Annotated in this window: 17 protein-coding genes and 1 pseudogene; 7 read left to right on the forward strand and 11 right to left on the reverse strand. The window is 64.8% G+C overall.

Annotated elements, in window-relative coordinates; all coding sequences use genetic code 11:
- The first annotated feature begins 21 nt into the window (after positions 1-21).
- The gene (locus AC6CH9_RS14670) at positions 22-378 is read left to right on the forward strand and encodes a YkvA family protein (RefSeq protein ID WP_498155545.1); all 357 of its coding nucleotides are present in this window, start codon (positions 22-24) and stop codon (positions 376-378) included.
- An 86-nt stretch (positions 379-464) separates the two neighbouring features.
- Here AC6CH9_RS14670 and AC6CH9_RS14675 read toward each other — a convergent pair whose 3' ends face one another.
- Entirely contained in the window at positions 465-707 is a 243-nt protein-coding gene (locus AC6CH9_RS14675) for an integrase core domain-containing protein (protein ID WP_498155546.1), read from the reverse strand.
- A 401-nt stretch (positions 708-1,108) separates the two neighbouring features.
- Here AC6CH9_RS14675 and AC6CH9_RS14680 point away from each other — a divergent pair, with 401 nt between their 5' ends.
- From AC6CH9_RS14680 to AC6CH9_RS14705, 6 genes and pseudogenes are all read left to right on the forward strand, one after another.
- Entirely contained in the window at positions 1,109-1,561 is a 453-nt protein-coding gene (locus tag AC6CH9_RS14680; protein WP_498155547.1) for a hypothetical protein, read from the forward strand.
- On the forward strand, positions 1,558-2,184 hold the full coding sequence (locus AC6CH9_RS14685; RefSeq protein ID WP_498155548.1) for a hypothetical protein: 627 nt from the start codon (positions 1,558-1,560) through the stop codon (positions 2,182-2,184). Before AC6CH9_RS14680 ends, AC6CH9_RS14685 begins: the two co-directional genes overlap by 4 nt.
- 239 nt (positions 2,185-2,423) lie before the next feature.
- On the forward strand, positions 2,424-2,729 hold the full coding sequence (locus tag AC6CH9_RS14690; protein ID WP_498155549.1) for a transposase: 306 nt from the start codon (positions 2,424-2,426) through the stop codon (positions 2,727-2,729).
- 157 nt (positions 2,730-2,886) lie between these two features.
- Positions 2,887-3,123: an IS3 family transposase gene (locus AC6CH9_RS14695; RefSeq protein WP_498155560.1), complete on the forward strand. Its 237-nt coding sequence runs from the start codon at positions 2,887-2,889 to the stop codon at positions 3,121-3,123.
- Between the two features lie 41 nt (positions 3,124-3,164).
- A pseudogene (locus tag AC6CH9_RS14700) lies at positions 3,165-3,299 on the forward strand (transposase); the annotation flags it as partial.
- A gap of 219 nt (positions 3,300-3,518) precedes the next feature.
- The gene (locus AC6CH9_RS14705; RefSeq protein WP_498155561.1) at positions 3,519-4,667 is read left to right on the forward strand and encodes an IS30 family transposase; all 1,149 of its coding nucleotides are present in this window, start codon (positions 3,519-3,521) and stop codon (positions 4,665-4,667) included.
- Positions 4,668-4,746: 79 nt separating this feature from the next.
- Here the strand turns inward: AC6CH9_RS14705 and AC6CH9_RS14710 are convergent, their stop codons facing one another.
- The 10 genes from AC6CH9_RS14710 to AC6CH9_RS14755 all read right to left on the reverse strand — a co-directional run bounded on the left by AC6CH9_RS14710 (position 4,747) and on the right by AC6CH9_RS14755 (position 20,517).
- Positions 4,747-5,163, reverse strand: coding sequence for a hypothetical protein (locus tag AC6CH9_RS14710; protein WP_498155550.1), 417 nt, complete (start codon positions 5,161-5,163; stop codon positions 4,747-4,749).
- Positions 5,160-5,468 carry an IS3 family transposase gene (locus AC6CH9_RS14715; protein ID WP_043657873.1) on the reverse strand — a complete coding sequence of 103 codons (309 nt, stop codon included), beginning with the start codon at positions 5,466-5,468 and terminating at the stop codon, positions 5,160-5,162. Before AC6CH9_RS14715 ends, AC6CH9_RS14710 begins: the two co-directional genes overlap by 4 nt.
- A 275-nt stretch (positions 5,469-5,743) precedes the next feature.
- On the reverse strand, positions 5,744-6,808 hold the full coding sequence (locus AC6CH9_RS14720) for a DUF3644 domain-containing protein (RefSeq protein WP_498155551.1): 1,065 nt from the start codon (positions 6,806-6,808) through the stop codon (positions 5,744-5,746).
- A 5-nt stretch (positions 6,809-6,813) separates the two neighbouring features.
- Positions 6,814-8,205, reverse strand: coding sequence for a Shedu immune nuclease family protein (locus AC6CH9_RS14725; protein WP_498155552.1), 1,392 nt, complete (start codon positions 8,203-8,205; stop codon positions 6,814-6,816).
- An 8-nt stretch (positions 8,206-8,213) separates the two neighbouring features.
- Entirely contained in the window at positions 8,214-11,612 is a 3,399-nt protein-coding gene (locus AC6CH9_RS14730) for a DUF499 family protein (RefSeq protein WP_498155553.1), read from the reverse strand.
- Positions 11,613-11,673: 61 nt separating this feature from the next.
- Entirely contained in the window at positions 11,674-12,792 is a 1,119-nt protein-coding gene (locus AC6CH9_RS14735; RefSeq protein ID WP_498155554.1) for a PDDEXK nuclease domain-containing protein, read from the reverse strand.
- A gap of 3 nt (positions 12,793-12,795) precedes the next feature.
- Positions 12,796-15,642: a DUF1156 domain-containing protein gene (locus AC6CH9_RS14740; RefSeq protein ID WP_498155555.1), complete on the reverse strand. Its 2,847-nt coding sequence runs from the start codon at positions 15,640-15,642 to the stop codon at positions 12,796-12,798.
- A complete protein-coding gene (locus AC6CH9_RS14745; protein ID WP_498155556.1) occupies positions 15,639-19,241 on the reverse strand; it encodes a helicase-related protein in 3,603 nt (1,200 codons plus the stop codon). Before AC6CH9_RS14745 ends, AC6CH9_RS14740 begins: the two co-directional genes overlap by 4 nt.
- Positions 19,242-19,327: 86 nt before the next feature.
- Positions 19,328-19,528, reverse strand: a complete 201-nt coding sequence (locus tag AC6CH9_RS14750) for a helix-turn-helix domain-containing protein (RefSeq protein WP_259878504.1) — start codon at positions 19,526-19,528, stop codon at positions 19,328-19,330.
- 134 nt (positions 19,529-19,662) lie between these two features.
- Positions 19,663-20,517, reverse strand: coding sequence for an alpha/beta fold hydrolase (locus AC6CH9_RS14755; protein WP_498155557.1), 855 nt, complete (start codon positions 20,515-20,517; stop codon positions 19,663-19,665).
- Positions 20,518-20,578: the final 61 nt, after the last annotated feature.

Genomic DNA, 20,578 nt, shown 5'->3' on the forward strand with positions numbered 1-20,578 from the left:
ATCGTATCGGAGAGGTGTTCGATGACTAGCAACGACGCGCACGGCCAGTTCGGGGACTCTGAGCACAACCGGGCTGAGGAGGCTGCCAACCACGCCGAGCGAATCGCCGGCGATCGTGGGCGCTTCCAGGAGTTCGTCTCGTCCGTGAAGACGCTCGTGGCGATGCTCCGCGCATATCGCTCGGGTGAATTCCCGATGTCCTGGCAGGAGATCACGCTCCTCGTCACTGCACTGCTGTACGTCGTCAATCCCGTCGACGCCGTCCCCGAGGCCGCGTTCGGTCCGGCAGGCCTCACCGACGATGCGGCGGTCATCGTCGGCGCCGTTGCAGCAATGGCTGCGGCGATCGCCCGGTTTCGGACGCCCCGCACGGCCTGAGCAGCGATGGGTAGGGCTCGACCCCGAACCTCGGACACGCCGCATCCGCCACGGGGCGCAGCAACCACGCCGGCATGTGTCCCGCGTCAAACTGCTGGCAGGTTTGGGTCTCGGGAAAGGTGGCGGTCAGGAGGTCGGCGTGGCCGAGGTTGCACCTCCGGGGGCCGCTTCCAGGCGCTCGCCTCGTGCGGGCGGACGGTGTTGCACTCGGTCCGATAGGCGTCGGCGTGGGCGGCGAGTTGTAGGACGTCGTCGATCTCTTCGAGGAACAGTCGTTCGTACTTCAGGGAGCCGAAGCCGCGTTCGCGTGACCCGTTCTGCCCGGGCATGCGCCCCCGGGTACGCACGTGGCGCCTCCGACGGCGCTGCGGATGGTGCCCTGTCCCTTTGGGCGACTGAGGGGACAACCTCAAGTCGGCTCCCGCCCGAACTCTTGTCAGTTGGTCCGCCTATTGTGGGTTTCGAAACGAGCGCCGGTCGCGGCGTGCGGAGTTGTGATCGAGCGGAGGAACACCGTGTCAGCGGACCGATACGGCGCGAGGATCGCGCGCACGACGTACGAGCCGTGCACGGTGTGCGGCTCATACGTCACCCTGACGGAAGGTACTCGGACTGGACTTTCCGAAGACGGCGACTTCGAGCTGCACCTGACCGAGGAGTGCGAGCATCACATGACCCGCGTGGTCATGGTCTGGTGCCCGCCATCGCAGGCTGAGGAGACGTTCTCGGCGTGAACGTCCGACTACTCTCCCGCGATGGCGCATCTTTCGCGCTCGTGCCTGTGCCTGACCTGATGGCCGCAACAGAGTTTGGGACGAAGTCGAGCCTACTGGTCGACATTGAGATGCTCTCGCCGGATCGACTCGTGCGCTACCTCGCTCGATCGGTCTCTGGTCGATTCCTCTCCGCTCTCGCTGACGCGTATATGGCTGGAGCGCACGAGCAATACCCCGAACAGTCCGTGCCGACGGTTGCGGACGAGGCAAGCGGCGTCGCGCTCTCGGTGTTGGATTCGACTCCATTTGGCGTCACGATCGAAGTGCTGGTCAAGCCGGACCTTGACGCCGATATCGTAGAGCCCGATGGTCTCACCTTCGACATCAGCCGAGCCGCGCTAGTGATGGCCGCCCACGAGATTCGTGAGCTCGTCGCCGCCCATCTCAACGGGAAGGAGACGTCATGAGCTTCCTGGGTGGACGACTCGAACTCGCTGAAGGAGCACGCCTGACCGCTATTGGACTGACGCCATACTCGCGCGAGGCAATCGATACCGACGCCCGAGTTTTCATGCACCGGATCCGCTTCAACGGCGATATCGAGGCTGTCGCGGCAGCTGAAGCACTGGCGGTGTTCGTTCCAGCGGCCATTGCGACCCTCGCCGGGACCGAGCCAGATGGTGGAGCCTGGGGTGCGGTGATCCAGCACGTCCCCGAATCCGACGTTTCGCCAGCGACGCGCGCGGTGGCAACGGGAGGCGTTCCACGCGTCACGCGGTCGATCTCGGACGCCGCAATTCGGCGCGCGCTGAGTCTGACGGGACTGCGGGGAGCGGTCAACGCCGCCACGTACTCTGACATTGACCTGCGCATTCCGTACACGGAAGCGGGGGCAAAGGTCGCGGACTGGAGTGCGGTCGACTTGATGATCGGCCTGCTCTATCAGCTCGCGTCGAACGTGGACCTCGACGCCGTAGTCGCACACGCAACAAGTCCCGGGGGCCCCGACGGGGAGCAGGACCCCCGGGCCGAGCGCCTCCGCGTGCTGCTCCGAGACTGGTCGGCGACGTACGAGGGGCCGCGAGCTTGAGAGACCGTCGACCACTGACGTGATCCTGGACGGAGGCACTCGGCGGTCGACGCGTCGGAACGGACAACTCCGTTCTTGGCTTCTAGAGGCTGTCCCGTAATCGGTTGTGGGTAGTACTCGGCGCCTGGTTGTCGGGCGTTCTTGGTTACGCGGGCTGGATCTCGAGGTTGGTGTGTCCCGCGTTCCGTGGAGTCGGATTACTGGATTCTTGTGCCACCTGACCGTGTAGGAGGGGCCTCGTGGGACGTCGTGGGTATCCGTCGGAGTTCCGGCGCAAGGTTTTGGACCTGCTCGAATCGGGCCGCAAGGTCACGGACGTGGCGCGTGATCTGGAGATCAGCGACCAGACGATCTACGCCTGGCGGCGCCAGGACCGCATCGACAAGGGCCTCGAGCCGGGCCTGAGCAGTGCGGAGAAGGCCGAGCTGGCCGCGGCGAGGAAGCGGATCGTCGAGCTCGAGACCGAGCTGGCGATCCACCGGCGCGCGAGCGAGCTGTTGGGGAGGGTGGTGCCCCCAAAAGGCGGTTCGAAGCGATCGCGGTGATGGCCGGTGAAGGGCTGCCAGTTCAGCCCGCAGTGCGGGCTCTCGGCTGCTCGGAGTCCGGTTACTACGCCTCGCTAGTGCGGGCACCCTCAGCCCGTCATGTGCGGCATACCCTGCTCACCGAGACCATCCGCGCCATCCACACCGCCTCTGGGGCATCTACGGCGCCCGGCGGGTGCACGCCGAGCTCGCCAGGGGCCACGGCATCCAGATCTGGCACGGGACCGTTGAGATACTCATGGCCCGCGCCGGGCTCAAGGGCGTCGGTGGGCGACCGAAGTGGCGTCGGGCCCGCCCCGACCTGATCTCTACCGACCTGGTAGACCGGCAGTTCGCCCGTGATGGCGTGAACGAGCTGTGGGTCACCGACATCACCGAGCATCCCACCACTTGAACTCCAGCGGTCGTCGCAACACCATCGTGGAGGTGTTGGCGGTGCCAGCGAAGAAGTACAGCGACGAGCAGCGCGACCGGTTCTTGGCGCTGGTCGATCGTGGGGGAACGGTACGGGCTTCGGCGCGGGCGGTCGGGGTCCCGCCGGACACGGGCTACCGATGGGTTCGCGCGGCGGGCATGGCGACACCGCGTCCTTCCCCTCGGGAGTACTCCCAGGCGGACAAGGACCGGTTCTTCGAGCTGCTCGCCGAGAGCGGGAACGTCTCGGGGGTCGCCCGCGAGCTCGGGTTCGTGCGTGTCACCTGCTACAAGTGGGCCCACCAGGCCGGCATCTTCACGGGAAAGAGCATCGACGCGCAGCGCGAGGAGTTCGACCGCCTGCGCGCGGCGGGGATGACGCGCGCCCAAGCGGCAGCGCAGGTCGGCGTGGATCGTCGCTCAGCGGCGGACTGGGACAAGGGCATCCGGAGTTTCTACGGGGGCCGGGTCTATCCGGACGGTCGCGTCGTGAGGTATCGACCAGCCGAGAGACTTGCCGCCGTGAGGGCGCCGCGGACGAAGTATGTGCTGGGTGAACGGATCGACCTGGAGCGGGTCGAGCGGGTGATCCACCCACGATTCCTGAGCCTTCTCGAACGCGAACGACTGCACGACCTGCGAAAGGACGGGCTGTCTATCCGTGCGATCGCTGGAGCGATGGGACGGTCCGCGTCCACGATCAGTAGGGAGCTCGCGAGGAACACGACCACCGTGCACGGGTACATGCCCCACGGGGCGCACCGGGCCTCGGTGCAGCGCCGGCGGCGGCCCAAGACGGCCAAGCTCGCCGACGAGGGGCCGCTGCGCGACTACGTGCGGACCAGACTGGGCAAGAAGTGGTCACCGCAGCAGATCAGCCACAGGCTGATCAAGGACTTCCCCGACGACCCGGAGATGCGCGTGAGCGCCGAGACGATCTATCAGGCGATCTACGTGCATGCCCGCGGCGAGCTCAAACGAGAGCTCGCCCGTCAGTTGCGCCGCGGTCGGGTGGCCCGTCGTCCCCGTCGCGACGCCAGTTCGCGCACACCGCGGTTCGTCGACCCGATGACCCCGATCTCCGAGCGCCCCGCGGAAGTCGAGTCCCGAGCGGTACCGGGTCATTGGGAAGGCGACCTCATCGTCGGCGCTTCCAGCGCTTCGGCGATCGCCACGATCGTGGAACGATCGAGCAGGTTCGTCGTGCTCGGCCACCTTGCTGGCGAGCGAACGGCCGAGGCCGTGTGCAACTCTTTGATCGCTGCCGTCTCGGCTCTGCCAACAGCACTGCGGGGCTCGCTGACATGGGATCAGGGTGCCGAGATGTCCGGACATCGCGCCTTCGCGATGGCTACCGGGATGAGTGTCTACTTCGCCGATCCGGCATCTCCCTGGCAGCGCGGTAGCAACGAGAACACCAACGGACTACTCCGCCAGTACTTCCCCAAGAGCACTGACCTGCGCGCCCACGACCGCGGCGAGCTCCAGATCGTCGCCGACGAACTCAACGCCCGACCACGCTGATCACTGGACTGGGACACCCCGGCCGAGCGCCTCGCTGCTCTACTGGACGCCTCATAGCCGTTGCGACGACCGCTGGAATTCAAGCGGTGGGATGCTCGGTGATGTCCGTCAACCACAACCGGTTCGGGCCAGGAGCGGTGAATTCGCGACGCACCAGGTCATCGTGCGCGGGCGCGCCGGGCCGCCCATTCTTCCCGCGGCGCTTCTTGCCGAACACGCACCACCACTGGTTCGCCGAGCAGATCTTCCACACCGTGCGCTCACTGACCTTGTGCCCGGCCGCGTTCACCTCGTCGAACAGCAGCCGGTAGCCGAACTCGGGGTCCTCACGGTGGGCATCGAAGACCGCGTTCGCGAGATACGCCTCCTCGAGCTCGCCGCCGGTGACCGGCTGGGCGAGCCAGGCGTAGTAGTGCTGGCGGTGGAGCTTGAGCACCCGGCACGCCACCGCGACCGGCACCCTGATCGGGGCACCGGCCGCGGCGAGCTCTCTCACGAGCGGGTAGAGCCTTTTCCCGGCAGCTGAGCCTGGGACAGGTACGCCGCCGCCCGCCGCAGGACCTCGTTCTCCTGCTCCAGCAACCGAATCCGACGTCGAGCCTCACGCAACTCCCGTGCGTGCTCCGAGGCGACGCCGGGCTTCACGCCGTCCTCGACATCGGCGGCACGCAACCACTTCGTGATCGTCATCTCATGGACCCCGAAGTCCTGGGCGATCTGTGCCAGCGTCACACCGGGACCACGGTTCCGGGCGACCCGCACGACGTCCTCACGAAACTCACGGGGATAGGGCCTGGGCACAGCAACATCCTTCCAGCCTGCTCGGCGAGCAAGCGATCTGAGATGTCACAGATCCGTGCAGCAGCCCCACCGGGCGACCCGCGCCAGCACCAGCCCTCCTGGACAACGCCGACGGCCCCCGCCCAGCACCGGCATTCGTCGAATGGCTCATGGGCTTGCCCGCAGGCTGGGTTACCGACACCGACCACCTGACGCAGAACCAGCAGATCACGGCGCTCGGCAACGGAGTCCTGCCACTACAGGCTGCGCAGGCACTCGATCTTCTGGAAGCCCGCTCAGGTTCCGTCCAAGGCCTTCATGGTCGGTGCGCGGCCAAGTAGCGCTTGGTACTTCTCGGCAGTATCGACCGCTCCGACTATCCGGTCGACGAGTTTCGGCCGGTATACGAACTGCTTGAACGCCGGTGAGTAGACGCAGTAGCCGTCTGACTTCGGCAACTGCTCCTTGTCGCCGCTCTTGGCCGGGCCGATCTGCCACGCCTTCCGGATGGCGGTGAAGTCGTTGACTCTGAACCTGAAGGGAATGCGCTGCTCCACCGCAGCCGCAGCCGCCTTGGGCAGCATTTCATCGCCGTGCACTGCTTCGCGGTACTTCTCGGCAACGATCACGCTGCCTTCCTGCCCGAGGAGCGCCTGAAGTTCCTCCTCGCTGAGGTCTTCCTGTCGCACGAAGTTGAGTGCGAGGTCCGCCTCCGTCTTTGGTCCCTTCATCGGAAGCAGCAGGAGGCGGTAGGCGAATCGCTCGTCACTGCGCACCTCGTCAGGTAGGCCGACTTGGAACTCGGTGATGAAGCTTGAGACGGCCGCGGGTAGGCCGCGACGGAGGTTGCGTTGTTCCTCGTACCTCGAAGGGCTGAGGGACTGCACGAAGACGGGGAACTTCAGTTCCGAACCCAGCGTCTCGCGGGAGCCGAACCTGCGTACGAGTTCCGCCTCGAAGTTGATGATGCAGGCGTGCGCCTCTGCGGCTGTAGCGACCAAGACCGAGTCCTGGAATCGGTGCTCTACGTGATTCCGCAGCCCGACGAAGAACTCGACGTTGGCCCTGATCGGGTCGTTTTCCTTGAACTCATGCCTGAGGCACTGGGTCAGGTCCCAGGTCTTCTTCGAGCCATCCGGGTTTCGTTTGAAGAGTCGCCGCCCGCCTGACTCACGGTAGAAGATCTCCGCCTTGCGGCGCATCCGGTCAGCGTGAAGCAGGTTCTGCCACGCGAGGTGGATGTGGACGATGAAGTCACTGAAGCTGCGTCGATCACCAGGACGGTTGTAGAAGTCGATCGCAACGAGAGCCTGTCGCCGAGCCTCGTCGAGCGTGTGCCTCCATGCAGGTGGGCGTGCCATCTCGATCAGACCTCCTCGGCTGTGGGCGCGGCTGGCGTGATGAAGTCGCGAAGCAGTCGCAGTCGCTCAAGAATCTCGTCGTAGGTCACGATCGTCACGCTGCGGGAGTTCGCGCGATACAACTCGAACGACTTCTGCCTTGCAGGATCGCTGGCCGATGGTGTCCGTCCGGCAACCACGAAGCAGGAGACGGCGTAGGACTCCAAGTCCCATTGACGCGAGCTTTCCTTCAGGCCGGTGAGGTTCTTCGTCAGGTTGTACGCCTGATCGAGTACCTGGGAGACTGCGCCGTTGAGCTCTTTCGATGGACCGAACACACCCTGACGGTACTCACGAGCTTCCAGCAGTTGCGTGGTCGGCTTCTTGATCTCCACCAGAGCGACGTTGTTCGTGAGCGAGTTCTTGAACAGGTAGTCCGCGATCTTGTCGCCGCTTCCCGACAGGCCGCGACCACCTACCGTCGCTCCGGAGCGCACACTGACCATCGGGGCTCCGAAGACCTGTTGCAGCGCGAAGGCGTTGTCATCGAAGAAGGCTTGCCAGTATGGCTCGGCCTTGCCCTGTTCCAAGGCCTCTGCGTACGCCTCGATGAGGCGGTCAAGGCTGACAAGCTCGATGTCTCGCTTGAGCTGCTGAAACTTCTGGGGTGATCCAGCTGCTATCGCTGCCGACTCGGACGCAACTGCTTCGACCAAAGCATCACGTTCAACGCTACTGAGTTCTTCGATCCCGTCGGCGGCCTTCGCGATCACGCGCGAGTCCGGGTGTCGCCCAAGCGAGAAGTCCGCGCTGGCGAGACCAAGCGTCGCGGCGAGGTTGTTGTGTACGAATACGTCCTTCACTCGACCCGCCGCACGATTTCCCCGGTCATTGATCCGACCGATCTCGGCCCAGATCGCAGCGAACCGCGATAGGCCGAGGTGGAACCCTGTCCCGTTGATTGCGGCGCTGTTGCCGTCAGTGAAGATGATCTCTGTGCAGGGAGTGTTGGTCTCGATCAACCGAATCAGCCGGTTGCAGTCCTTGAGCAACCCGAGGCCGTAGGCGAAGTCCTTTACAAATCCGGGCGGTAGCGTCTCAAAGATTGACTCCAAGTCGGAGCCCTCGAAATACTCATCCAGCAACGAGGTTTCCAGGGAAAGCGTCTGCACCTTCTCGTACTTCGGGCCAAGGTACTCGCTGTGGTTTGAGAGTGTGTTGATGGGGTGAATCTTCAGGATGCCCGTTGCAGCGTCGAGCTCCACGAGCTTCACACCTTCAGCCAAGCGCTGGCGTGCCGACGACTCTTCATGAGGTAGCTCGGTCGGAACGAAGAAGGCCTCAACTCGACCACCTTCGTCCACCGTGCGGACATCGAGGCGACCGATGTTCGTCTGATCGTTTCCGAATCGAGCCACCGCTACCCTCAGCTCTTCTCGAAGCCGGAGCTGGGGTCGAACTTGAGGACTCGGGCGTTCTCGCCGATGGTGCGAACCTCGGACTCGTCGAAGCCCCCGGGCTTGGTGGCCTGAATGTCGATGGTGATGTCAAGCCGCGCGCCTGCGCCGGCAAGGCGGTCGATCACCTCTCGGGTCACGTTGCCGATGTCACGGGCGTAGCGGTCGGAGTCGATCTTCACCGATCCGAAGAACCGGGCGAGCACCGTCTCCAGCGCGGATTCGGCCTCGGACGGATCATCGCCCTCAGCGGACGAACTGCCCGTCCACACGAAGTCGACCGGCCCAACGGCAGCGAGGTCACCGTCAGCGGCGGCGTTCATCGCGGCCGCACGCGCGGCAGCGATCCGGTCGGCATCGGCTTGCTTCTGGGCGCGCTCAGTTTCGATGAGCAGTGTGCTGTCGGTGACCTGAATCCGGGTGTTCGGGTTCGGTGCCACGAGCAGGCTGCGGTAGCGGCCAGTCTCCGCGTCCTTGCCTGATGCGATAGCGAACCGTTCGTTGTCGACGAGCACCGCCGAGAGCGACTGTTCGATGGCGCTGTCGAGAACCTCGCGTCGGACGAGGCGGGGCAGGTAGGTGTACCGGGTGAAGTAGCCCCAAAGCTCACCGACGGTGATCTCGCCCGCATCGCGCCACAGCGCGCCAAGTTCGTGATGCAGCGTGGCACCGAGGATCGGCGCGCCGAAGTCGGTGACGAGCTGATCCTCGCGCCCAAGTTTTGCGCTGACGCGCTCGGCCAGGGAACGTCCGCCGGAGTCGGGTACGCGGTCGGCGAAAAGTTCGAACGGCTTGGTCGGGTCGAACTGCTCGGGGTAGACCGCCCAAACGAAGGTATCGCGGATGCGGTCGGAGACGGTCTGATCGAGCCGGGAGACCCAGTCGTCGGTCTGCTTGCGCTGTTGCGCGGACAGGTTGAGGCTGTCGCTGGTGGCCTGAACTCGCTTCCAACCGAGGTAGCTGCGGGTCGCGGCTTCGAGGCTCTCCAGCTCGCTCTTGTCGGCGAGCAGGAAGATCAGCGTGTTTCGGTGGATACGCTGGCTCGCGCCCTTGCTCTCGATAGCGTCACGAACCCACGCATGCGCGGCCGAGTCGGCACCATCCTGCTTGCGACGGGCGTGCCGCGGGTGGGCGATCACCAGGCGCGTGTCTTCAAGGTCGGGGATGTCGGCGGAGGACGACGGGGCGATGTGAACCCGGTCGAACACGCCACGCACGCGCTCCTCTCCTTGGAGGCGGCGGGTGATCTCGTTCCACACCGTCTCGACATCCTCACGGAGCCGCTCGGCGTAGTCGTTCGCAGTCTTCGTGACCGACGGCTGGGTGTCGAACCAGTAGTGGCCCTGCTCCTCATAGAAGTACGTCGAGCGCTGCGCGAGTAGTTCGACGGCGCTGCCGAAGTTCCCGAGGGTGTCACCGGGAACCGCGGTGCCGAGCCAGAGGTACTGCTTGTCGAGTCCCTTGCGGGTGCTCTTGATCCGAGGGGCCGCGCCCATGAAGATCGTGCGCGCGATGCGCTGGGTGACGAACCGCTGGCCGAGGTTGGGACGGTCGAGGTCGATCTGCTGTGCGGTCGAGCCTGGGCCGTCGATGTCGGAGTCGATGATCGGCTTCCACTGATCTTCGAGGTACTGCGTCAGGTCCGTGTTCACAGTCGTCGCATCCAGCGGCACGTTGCCGGGCAGGATCAGCGGCGATGCGTCGTTGGATGCCCACAGTTCGTGGACGATCGAGGAGACGAGCTTCAGAACACCACGGGTGCGCTGGAACCGCTCCAGCGTCGACCAGTCCTCATACAAGCGATCCAGCAGCTCGGGGTGCAGAGGGTAGGACGCGCGGATGCGCTTCTCGTAGTCGTCGTTCGGCGACGCCGCATCGCGCGGAAACAGCGCGGTGTTGTTGCGGTACAGGTTCGTGAAACTGCGCGCCACAGCCGAGATGGTCGTGAGCCCCTCGGCGTTCGGAGCCTGGAACAGACGGCGGCGGACGATCTCGAACGACTCGTCCTTGCTCGACGGCCGCCACTGGTCGGCGACACGGCGGATCACGTTCTGGAGGCGTTCAAGCGCGAGCTGGCCGTTCGCGCCACCAATCTCAATGTCGCTGCCGCGCCCTTCGGTGCCGGTGTCGGAGGCCGGGATCGAGACCACGAGCATCACGCCAGGCACGGAGCGCACGATCTCGGTCAGCGACTGCGCGAAGGTGAACTGCGTCTCGAATGAGCCGGACGGGAGTTCCTTGTCCGTGACGAGCTGGCGGGCGTACGCCACCCACTCGTCGATCAGGATCAGCGACGGCGAGTAGCGCACGATCAGAGTGCGCAACGCTTCGCCGGGGTTGGTGCCAGCGCGATCGTCCTCGGCGATCAGGTCGTAGGCTTCACGCCCGCCGAGCTGCCAGGCGAGTTCACCCCAGAGCGTGCGAACCTCGGTACCGTCGTCCTTGATGATCGGCGAGCCGGCCTTCAGATAGGTGCCGACGAGCGCGACCCGTCGGACATCGAGCGCGCCGAGGTCGGGGTTGCCGTTCGCGGCGATGAGTTCCTGAATCTCCTGCGGGAAGTCCTTGACCGGAGTGCCGCTGAACAGGTGGTACAGCGCCAGCATCGAGTGGGTCTTGCCGCCACCGAAGTTGGTCTGAAGGTTCACCACCGGGCTCGCGCCGGCTTCCCCGTTCAGGCGTCGCAGCGCCCGCGACAGCAGGTCGCGCAAGCCCTCGGTGAGGTAGGTGCGAGTGAAGAACTCGACCGGATCGCCGTACTCGGGACTCGTCGCTTGACCCGTGTGGACAAGGTGAAGGTCGGCCGCGAACTCCGAGGCGGTGAACGCGCCGCGCGCCACGTCATCGTGAGGCCGGATCACCTCACGCCACGGACGCAGCCCGGAGCCAGGTTCGAGCGACACCTTCGTACGCTTTACCTGCTTGCGGGTCTGATCTTCGAACACCGTGCGCTGTAGATCGACGCGCAGCTTCCGTACGTCCTCTGCGGAATCGACCGCGCCGACCGCGTGCAGCAGCCTCTCGATCGTGTCGAGCGCGCGCGACGCGTCGTCGGAGCTGAAGGGCTCGTTGTGCGCCCACAGGTTCCGGGTCTCGCGCAGCTCGGACGCGAACCCTTGCTGGGCGCGGGAGAGCACGTCCTTGAAGTGATAGCCCTGCTCGGTGATCGCGCGGAGCTGCACCTGCACATCGTGCTTGGTCAGCGTACGCAGCGGCCCGCCCCGGCGCTGGGCATCCTCCTTCGCCCACGCGGCCGGCCAATCAGCAGTCTTGTAGGCCCGCGTCATGACCTCATCGACCTCGTCCAGGAGCCCCTCGGAGAGCAGGTCGAAAGCCTTGCCCACTCGATCTCGGTTGTTCATCGCCATCGTTGTCTCCTAGAACCCACTACTTCCTGCCGACGAGGCTGCATCCAGCGCCGGCCAATCCCTACTCATCAATGTCCTCTTCCGCCGCTGCGGTGAGCTGCCTCCGCGCGATCCGCTCCTGTGCCTCCCGATAGACCGACTGGATGCGGGCCTGGAGCTCCGCCTTCGGTGGGAGCGTCGCCCAATACTCCGCGACGACGATCCCGTCCTTGTGCAGTTCGAGCAGCTCGATCTGGTCACGGCTGGCCGTAGTGCAAAGGATGAGCCCGATGGGCGGGTTCTCGTCAGGCTGGCGTTCGTGCCGATCCAGCCACTTCAGGTAGAAGTTCATCTGCCCTTGGTAGCTCGGCTTGAACTTCCCGACCTTGAGCTCCACGGCGATCAAGCGGCGCAGCGGGCGGGAGTAGAACAGCAGGTCGAGGTAGTAGTCGTCGCCGTCGAACGTCATGCGCTTCTGGCGTTCGACGAACGCCCACCCGCGACCGACCTCCAGCAGGAACGCCTCCATGTCGTGGACCAGTGCTGATTCGAGGTCGCGCTCCAAGTAGGTGTCGGCCAGGCCCAGCATGTCCAGGAGCATCGGGTCGCGGAAGGCGTCCAGCGGGACCGCCGAGCCCTCGGGAATCTGGGAGTCGGCAATCTCGCGACGCTCGAACGCCTTACGTTCGATGGCGTGCCGCAGCTCACGAACGCTGAGTCGGCGGTCGATGGTCTCCTTCACGTAGAACGCTCGCGCCTCCGCGTTCGCCAACGGCAGTAGCGCCTTGAAGTGGGTCCAGCTCACTTGTTGCCCCAGTGAGGCAACAAGTTCGGGTTCGGCGAACTGCTGAGAGAACCGCACCATCCGGTAGAGGTTGGTCCGGTCGAAGCCGCGTCCGTACCTGGAGGTCAGTTGTTGCCCCAGTGAAGCAACAAGTTCCTGATCGTGTCCCGCGCGGCCCTCACGCAGCACGGCCACGTCGATCATCCGCCCGATGTACCAATTCCGGAGAGTGAGCGTCGCGTCCACCTGAGTGGCCGCGAACGTCTGCGCCTGCTCAATCAGAGCCGACACCTGATCGACGAGCTCACCACCCGATGCGCTGACCGACTCCGCGATGGCCCGGAACGGAGTCAGGTCCGCGCCAGGGCGGCGCGCGGCTGCGCCGCGGCTCTGGGCTTGATCTCGCTTTCCGGGCATGACCTAATCCTCGTCCTCGTCGAAGTCGAACTCCTGCTGTGACGAGCGCGGAGTCGAGGCAAACTTGCGCGCCTGCTCGTTCACGTCGCCCCAGGCGCTCACCAGACCGTTGAAGAGGATCGCGTCCTTCGTGTCATTCTTCCTCTCAGCCTCATGGAACAGCAGGAAGCCCAGCTCCTTCACCGCATCCAGGTTCACGCGCGTCTGCACTGACGGCAGCAACTCCGCCACCTTGTCCGCCCCGTCCTTGGACATCACCGCGGCAAGCCGAACCGTCGCCTCCCACACGCTGACTCGTTCGTCCGCTGCTGCGTCCCAGGCTCCTTCGAGATGAGACGGCGAGAGCAGACGAGCCTTGCCGCCCTTCGCCTCGAAGATGCCGCCACGCTCCAGGGCGCCAATCGAGGTATCCGAAGAACGCGCGAGCTGATCGGCGATACCCGAGCTCTCCGATACCCAGCCGTACTGTCGATACCACTTGACAGCGAACCGCGTGTCCGGGTCGAAATCGGACTCCTGCTCACCCAAGACCTCGTCCAGTGTGGCGTTGATGAGTAACAGCGCATCTCGCACGCCCATGTCCGAGCCATCTGCCTCTCGAACACGTGAATACGAAGAGAAGACTCCGATTCCTGGTCCGATTGCCGCTTGCGCGAGGTCGACTGGCGCGATTGAACCTTGCATCAGCTTCCGCAACGCTTCAGGGAGCGTTGCTTTGAGTGTTGCAGTGAACGCGCGCCGGGTTGTTGCCACAGCGCTCTCAGGGCGTGGCCGACAGGCGAGAAGGATCGTCGAGGCGATGGAATTCGCCCCCAGGCTTGTCAGCCGTCCGGCGCGTTCGGTGCGCATCGGCCATGTCGCAGTCACTTCCCATCCGCCGGAGATTAGCCCGTCGAGGAGCGTGTACCAGCCGTTCGACGCGCTGTTTCCGTCACTGCTCTCCTTCTGCTTGTATGCGTAGTAGACGAGTAGCGGGGCATCTGGGTTTGCGGTAGCACGAATACGCTTGAACACATCGTTGAACCCAGTAACGAAACGCTCGCGCGCGCCCTCTCGCCCGCCATGCCTGTACTGGTTCGCCACAAGTTCTTCTGTCTTCGGCGTCAGCATCGTCCGGAAGAGGTCCGGGTAGACGCCGTGGAGCGATCGCCGAAGCCATGTGTAGAAGAAGTCCGACAAGTCGGAGTAGCTGATCATGTCGTAGTAAGGCGGGTCCGTCACAACCGCGTACCCTGAGTAGTCTCGCGAAGCGGCGTCTGCTTGCTCAACAGTGCCAGCTCGAGTATCGCCGATGGAGAATGAATGGTTCCTCAGCGCTCGAACCATTCCCTCAATCACGACCTGAAACGACCCAGAGGCGCCCGAGAACGGATTCGCTTCTGCGAAATCCCATGCCATAGCGATGGCTTGCCCGCCGAACATGTTCCGCGGGCACTGGGCCTTGGGCTCCCATCGACAGAAGGAGTTGTTTAAGTCAGCGAGCTTGTCGATAGCCATTGCCAGATACGTAGCGATGGCGTCTGCATAAGCGACCGCACCGCTCCCGGCGACAGAGAGTCCGTCCCCGTGCTCCCATCCAGCGGCGACAGCATCGCGCAGGACTTCGGCACGTACCTCCGAGACGGTATCGCTGAAAGCCGTCAGCATCGTCAGTTGACGAGGTAGGTAAAGATCAGAGAAATTCTTGTACCCATATGCCGGAGGAGAGAACCACCGGGAATCGGTGGACATCTCAATTTCTAGATCAGACGAAGGGCGCTCGACGCTTGCAGCCTCGCGATCACGATCGGTGGGCGGCAGGTACTCTCGACCATTCCTGCTCTTCGCCGCCACCGCAATGAGGTCATACCCGATTCGGCCATTGACGCCCTCCTCGCGTACGTAATCGTAAGAGAAGGGCGTCGAATCGCCCACGGCCTTCGCTCCCTTTCCGTGCTTTATCGTCCAGTCATCGTCGCCCTTCGGGCCGTTGGCGTCGCGACGCACCGTGTACACGACCGTTCCATCACGGACTTCCGGAACGACGTACGCTTCTTTACCCTTGTTGATGCTGAGCCACCAAGTGCTGACGAGCGGCGTCTGGAGGCGGTTGGCCGGGTTTGGGCTCATGACTGTGCGCGCCCACTTCCAAGCTATGACGGTAAGCTCGCTTCCGTCCTGGCCTGTGGCAGTGGGATAGAGATGCCCAACCTTCTCCCAGACTCGCCTTTCCAAGGATGCTCCATAGCGGCTGAGGTCTTCCGCGAAACCCTCCATCCTTGTCCAACTCATTGCGGTAGAGGACGCGCCGGGGTACACCGGCTCCTTGCCGCTCACCAAGGGTGGGATTTGGACAAGCGCTTTTGTGACCAGGACAGCAACTGGGTTGAGATCAGAAGCATGCACTTCAAGTCCGAGACGCTGAGCCTCAAGAGGGATGATCCCGCCACCGCAAAACGGATCAAGCACAGCAGGTAGTCGCCCGTCATTCGACAGCCGGATCTCGTTGCGTGCCTCCTCCATCAAGAAGCTATCGCCCGAGTTCTCCCACTTGGCGATCCGTTCCATCAGCTCGTGAAGCCGAGCACGCTCGACTGCCTGCGCTTCAGGCGTTGGGAACCGGTCCGGATGCGACGAGGGGTCATCCACGAGTTGGGCGAATACCGCTGCGCGGGCGTTGACGTGAGGCTTGCGAGACCACCAGTGGTGCAGCGACGCAGGCTTCGACTGCCGAATAGTGCCTTCTCGGCGTGTCTCCTCATTGAGAGTTTCAAGCGGCAGCGATACCTCGATGAGCTTCTTCTTGGGTGCGGTGGTCACGGGGCTTCTCTCGCTGGCGTCGGGCAGGTTGGTCTCGGTGGTGTGGGTCATCGCGGTGGTCCTCCGCGTTCCCAGTAGTCGCGCCAGACCTCGTTGTAGGAACGGGTGGTCGCGGATGGCTCCAGGTGGGTGAAGGCGTCGCTCACGTAGCGCAGCAGGTCGTGCGCAGCGCCGTTAGTTGAGACTTCGACCAGTGCGAGCCGGTGCCTGTCGCCTTGGGTCTGGGCGAAGGTGATCTCGTTGGTGGTGATGGTGAAGGTGTCGGAGCCTTCGATGCGGCCCTTGACCTCGATGTAGTGGACGAAGCCGCTCTGGTCGGTGGACTGGATGTCGTAACCGGGGTTGTTGCGCGGCATCTCGACGGGTTCCCGTCCGAGTGCCCGCTCGGCGGCAAGCACCGCTTCGACCGCTCGACGCTCGACCTCCTCGGTCTGGCGTGCGAACGTCTGCGCTTCAGGTTCGGCATCGCTCACGAGGAGAGCGCTGGGGATGACGAGGGCGGCACCGCGGATGACCGCTGGTACGGCGACAAGGTTGGCGGCCTCATCGAGCTGTTCGAGCCGGTGGCTCAGCCGCTCATCGAGCTGTCGGGCGCGAGCGAGTGCGGTCTCGGCGCGGAGCCTGCCGACGGTGCCTCCTCGTTCGAGGGCTTCGAGTCGGTTGTGTTCTCGATCCCAGTGGTTGATCTCTGCCAGCAGGCGATCCTTTACCTGTGCTCGGGTGCGCGCGGTCTCGATGTCGAGGCGGGTCTTGATCTCGTCCATGCGGGGCTGGAGCCCCTCGCGGTAGGCCCAGGCGCGCACGAGCTTCTCGTGGTTCTGCCGCGCCCAGTCGCCGACCGCGATCTCAGCGATGGCTTCGGTCTCGGTCGAATCGGGTCGGTCGAAGTCGAGGTACGGCGGTGCAGCGGAGACTGTGACGGTGCCGTCTTGTTCGAGGAGCGGGTAGTCGAAGTGGTGAGAGACGGTGTCGGCGTCGGCTGCGGTGTTCTCGATGCGTTGCTCGACGCTGAACATCAGCATCGGCGCATCTGTCTGCTTGGTGCGGCGATCGATCAGCACCGTGCCCTGTTTGAGGGTGGGGCCGAGGTCGTCGACGGTTGCCTCGATCACGGCGTGCAGCACCGGGTGGCCCGGTGCAATGAGGGCGGCATCGGCGAGACCGTCGGGGTGCATGCGAGAGAGTTCGAAGGTGATGCGCTCGTACTGCTCAGCGACGGGCGCCCACCGGTTGAGGCGACGCGCCGTGTCGATGACGCGGGCCGGGACGCGGGTGATCTCGTAGCGGCCGTTCTCGCGCTTGCGGATGCGTCCGCCGAGCCGGGTGAGCGCGGGGAGGAAGAAGGCTGCGATGTAGCCGGGCTGGAGGCGTCGTTCGCGGGCCTTCTCCATGCGCGCCCGCACCTCGTCAAGGTTGAGGGCGGAGAACATCTCGGGGTGGAGCGCGCGCTCGGCGAGCATCTCGTCGAGGCCGTGGGAGACGCCGGCGTCGATGATCCGGTCGAGCTTGGCCTTGACCTGGGGCTGGTCGCCGTAGCGGATCGCCTCGATCAGCAGGTCACGCAGCGAGCGCTCTTGGAAGGCGTCGGCGTCGCCGAGTACGTTGAAGAGGTTGCCGTTGTAGGCGATCGACATCTGGTCGATCTTCGCCAGCAGCCGGGTGAACACGTCGCCCTCGCGGGTGTCTCTGGCGACCATGTTCCACAGGTGGCAGACCTCGCGCTGGCCGATGCGGTGGATGCGGCCGAAGCGCTGCTCGATGCGGTTCGGGTTCCAGGGCAGGTCGTAGTTCACCATCAGGTGCGCACGTTGAAGGTTCAGGCCTTCGCCAGCGGCGTCCGTGGCGAGCAGGACCACGGTGTCGGGGTTGTGGGTGAAGCGTTCACGGGCGAGCTTGCGGTCTTCGCGGCGGGTGCCGCCGTGGATGGTGATGACCGAATCGGCGCGGCCGAACTGGGCGGTGATCTTGGCTTGCAGGTAGTCGAGGGTGTCGCGGTGCTCGGTGAAGATGATGATCTTGCGAGCATCGCCGGAGCCGTCGTGGGTCAGGAGCTGCTCGTCGAGGATGGTGCGCAGCTGGACCCACTTCTTGTCATCGTCTTGCAGCCGGACGCGCCGGGCGACCTTGATGAGGTCTTCGAGAATCGCGATCTCAGCCCGCAGCTCGGGGATCGTCTGCGCGGCCGTGGCAAGATCGACAACCTGGTCTGCCTGCTCCTCGAACTGGGCTCGCTCCTCGTCGGTCGTTTCCTCGTCAAAGTCCTCGAAGTCATCGACCGAGAACGCGGGCAGTGCGTCACTTCCGAAGTCGAGCGTGGTCTTGCCTGTCGTCCATTCGTCGATGTGCGAGGAGATAGGAGTGCTGAAGCGGGCATCGTCGGTGATGCGCTGCATGTCGCGCAGTTTTGTGTCGAGGCGCTGCTGGCGTCGTTCCAGGGACCGCAGGATCGCTTCGGGGCTGGAGGCGAGGCGGCGTTGCAGCACGGTGAGCGCGAACCCGACGTTGTTGCCGCGCTTCTTGTCCCCGGCCTGGGCGATCCGCTCGGCCCGTCCCATCTCGGTGCGGACATACTCGGTGACCTGTTCGTAGAGGTCGCGCTCTGCCGGGCTCAGCTCGTACTCGACGGTGTAGGCCCTGCGTTCGGGGAACAGCGGCTTGCCCTCGAAGGTGAGCAGGTCTTCCTTCACCATGCGGCGCATCAGACCGTCGGTGTCGGTGCGGTGCACGCCCTGCCGGTACTGACCCTCGAAGCGGTCGCGATCCAGCAGCGACATGAACAGCTGGAAGTCCTCCTCCTTGCCTGCATGCGGGGTCGCGGTCATCAGCAGGAAGTTGTGCGCGGTCTCCGACAACAGACGTCCGAGCTTGAACCGCTTGGTCTCATCGACCTCGCCCGCCCATGACGAGTAGTGGGCCGACATGCGGTGGGCCTCGTCAACGACGGCGACATCCCAGGTGACCTCGCCGAGTTGCTCGGTCAGGTCTTCGCTGCGGGAGAGCTGGTCCATGCGGGCGATCAGGAACGGGTGCTCAGCGAAGACGTTGCGGCCCTGCGCATCGTCGACCATCTGGCGGCTGAAGATTTCGAAGCGCAGATCGAACTTCTGGCTGAGTTCCTCCCGCCACTGCTCCACGAGCCCCCCGGGAGCGACGATGATCGCTCGCTCGCAGTCCGAGCGCAGGATCAGCTCCTTCAGATAGAGCCCGGCCATGATCGTCTTGCCCGCACCGGGGTCGTCGGCCAGCAGGAACCGCAGCGGGATGCGCGGCAGCAGTTCCTCATAGACCGCGCGAATCTGGTGCGGCAGCGGGTCAACATCCGAGCTGTTGACCGCGACCATCGGATCGTAGAGCGCGGCATACTTGATCCGCAGCGCCTCGGCTGCGAGCCGGAACTCGTCCGGGTCGGCATCGTAGGCCGGAGCGGAGTCGAAGTCACCCGCGACCTCGAACCGTGCCGCGTCGGCATCGGTGATCGCCCGCGCACCGCTGCGACCCGAGTCGTCACGGTAGAAGACCTCGAACAGCTCAGCGTCGATGGGATCGATGGCGATCAGCGTGACCGTCTGCCCCGGCACCAAGCCACGGAGGCGCTGGCCCGCACGCAGCGTCGCGAGCGTCAATGTCGTGCCGGTCGTCGCTTCTGTCACGAGGTGCCTCCTTCCGATTTTGGGCAGTGGATCAGGATATGTGGTGCCACCGACAGAGTGTTAGTGGCTCGGGGCGAGCGATGCGCTCACCCCGGTGCGGAGGGTTCGGAGTCGGCGGCAGCCCCACCTCGTCGGACCCAGTCGTCGATCTCGCTGGCTTGGAACTTCCAGAGGCGTCCGACCTTGTGGGCGGGCATGGCCTTCTCGGCGATCCAGGTGTAGACGGTGTCTTTGGTGACCCCGAGGTGGGCGGCGATGTCGTCTGCGGACAGCCACGGCTCAGCCACGTTGGTCCTCCCTCGCTCAATGGCCCAGGCAGGCCAACACTCACGATGATACCGGTGGAGGTACGGCTTGAGTTGGGTTTCTCCGGGCGTGGCCGAACGAGATGGGTGCCGAGGGTGGTCGCTCCGTTCAGCGATCAGCGCGGGACACGTGCTTGAAGCCAGGTCGTCACTGCTTCCTGCCACCGGTCGGGGTCGGAGTTCCAGCAGAGGGTGTGGCCGGCGTCGAAGGGCTCCAGCGCGGCGATCAGCTCCTCGTGTCGCGGGTGGCTGGCGAGCTGGAGGGCGATCGCGGCACCCATCGACCAGCCGAAGAACACGATCTGGCGAGCACCGCGTCGGACGGCGTATCCGATGGCTTCGTCAACGTCGGCCATCTCCGTATCGCCAAGGGTTGAGCGGCCGGCGCCGGCTCGTGGCCCTTCCGTGGTGTTGCGGTAGCTGACGACGAGGGAGGTGTAGCCGAGTTCGGTTGCGGCGAGGACGCCGCGGAGGGTGCCGGCGCGGGTGCTGCCGAGGCCGTGGATGTGGATCGCCCACGTCGAAGGGTCGCCGTCGATGCGCCAGGCCGGGCATAGCCCTGCCGGAGTGGTGATGGTGATGTCGCGGGCGTGGAGTCCGGCGTCGGCTGGGGTGGCGTAGTAAATGCCGCTCCACGAAGCGCAACCGCCGCCCCCTGGGATGAGGCCCGCTGTGGTGCCCGTGACTCGCCGAGCGACGCGAGTGGGTCCGCGATCGACGATCTCGGTCGAGAGTTGTGCCCGGCCGCCGTGCTCGAACCAGAGGTTGTAGATGCCGGGAGCGGTGGTCTGCGCGGTGCGGTCGAGCACGATCAGGTCGCCGTCGCCGTCGCCGTCGTGCTCGACTGCTCGAATAGTGAGGTCGAACGTTCGTGGGCCGACAGGTGCGGTGAGTCGGCGCGCGATTGCATACCCGATCCCGGCAGCCGTTGCCGTCACGATCCCGCTGCCGAGAGCGATGCGCAAGATCACGATCTGCGTTCCTCAACGTGCGGAACGGGCAAGGCCGCCGCTGCGGAAGCATCGCTTCCAA

The sequence above is a fragment of the Cellulosimicrobium sp. GQ32 genome, assembly GCF_059758455.1.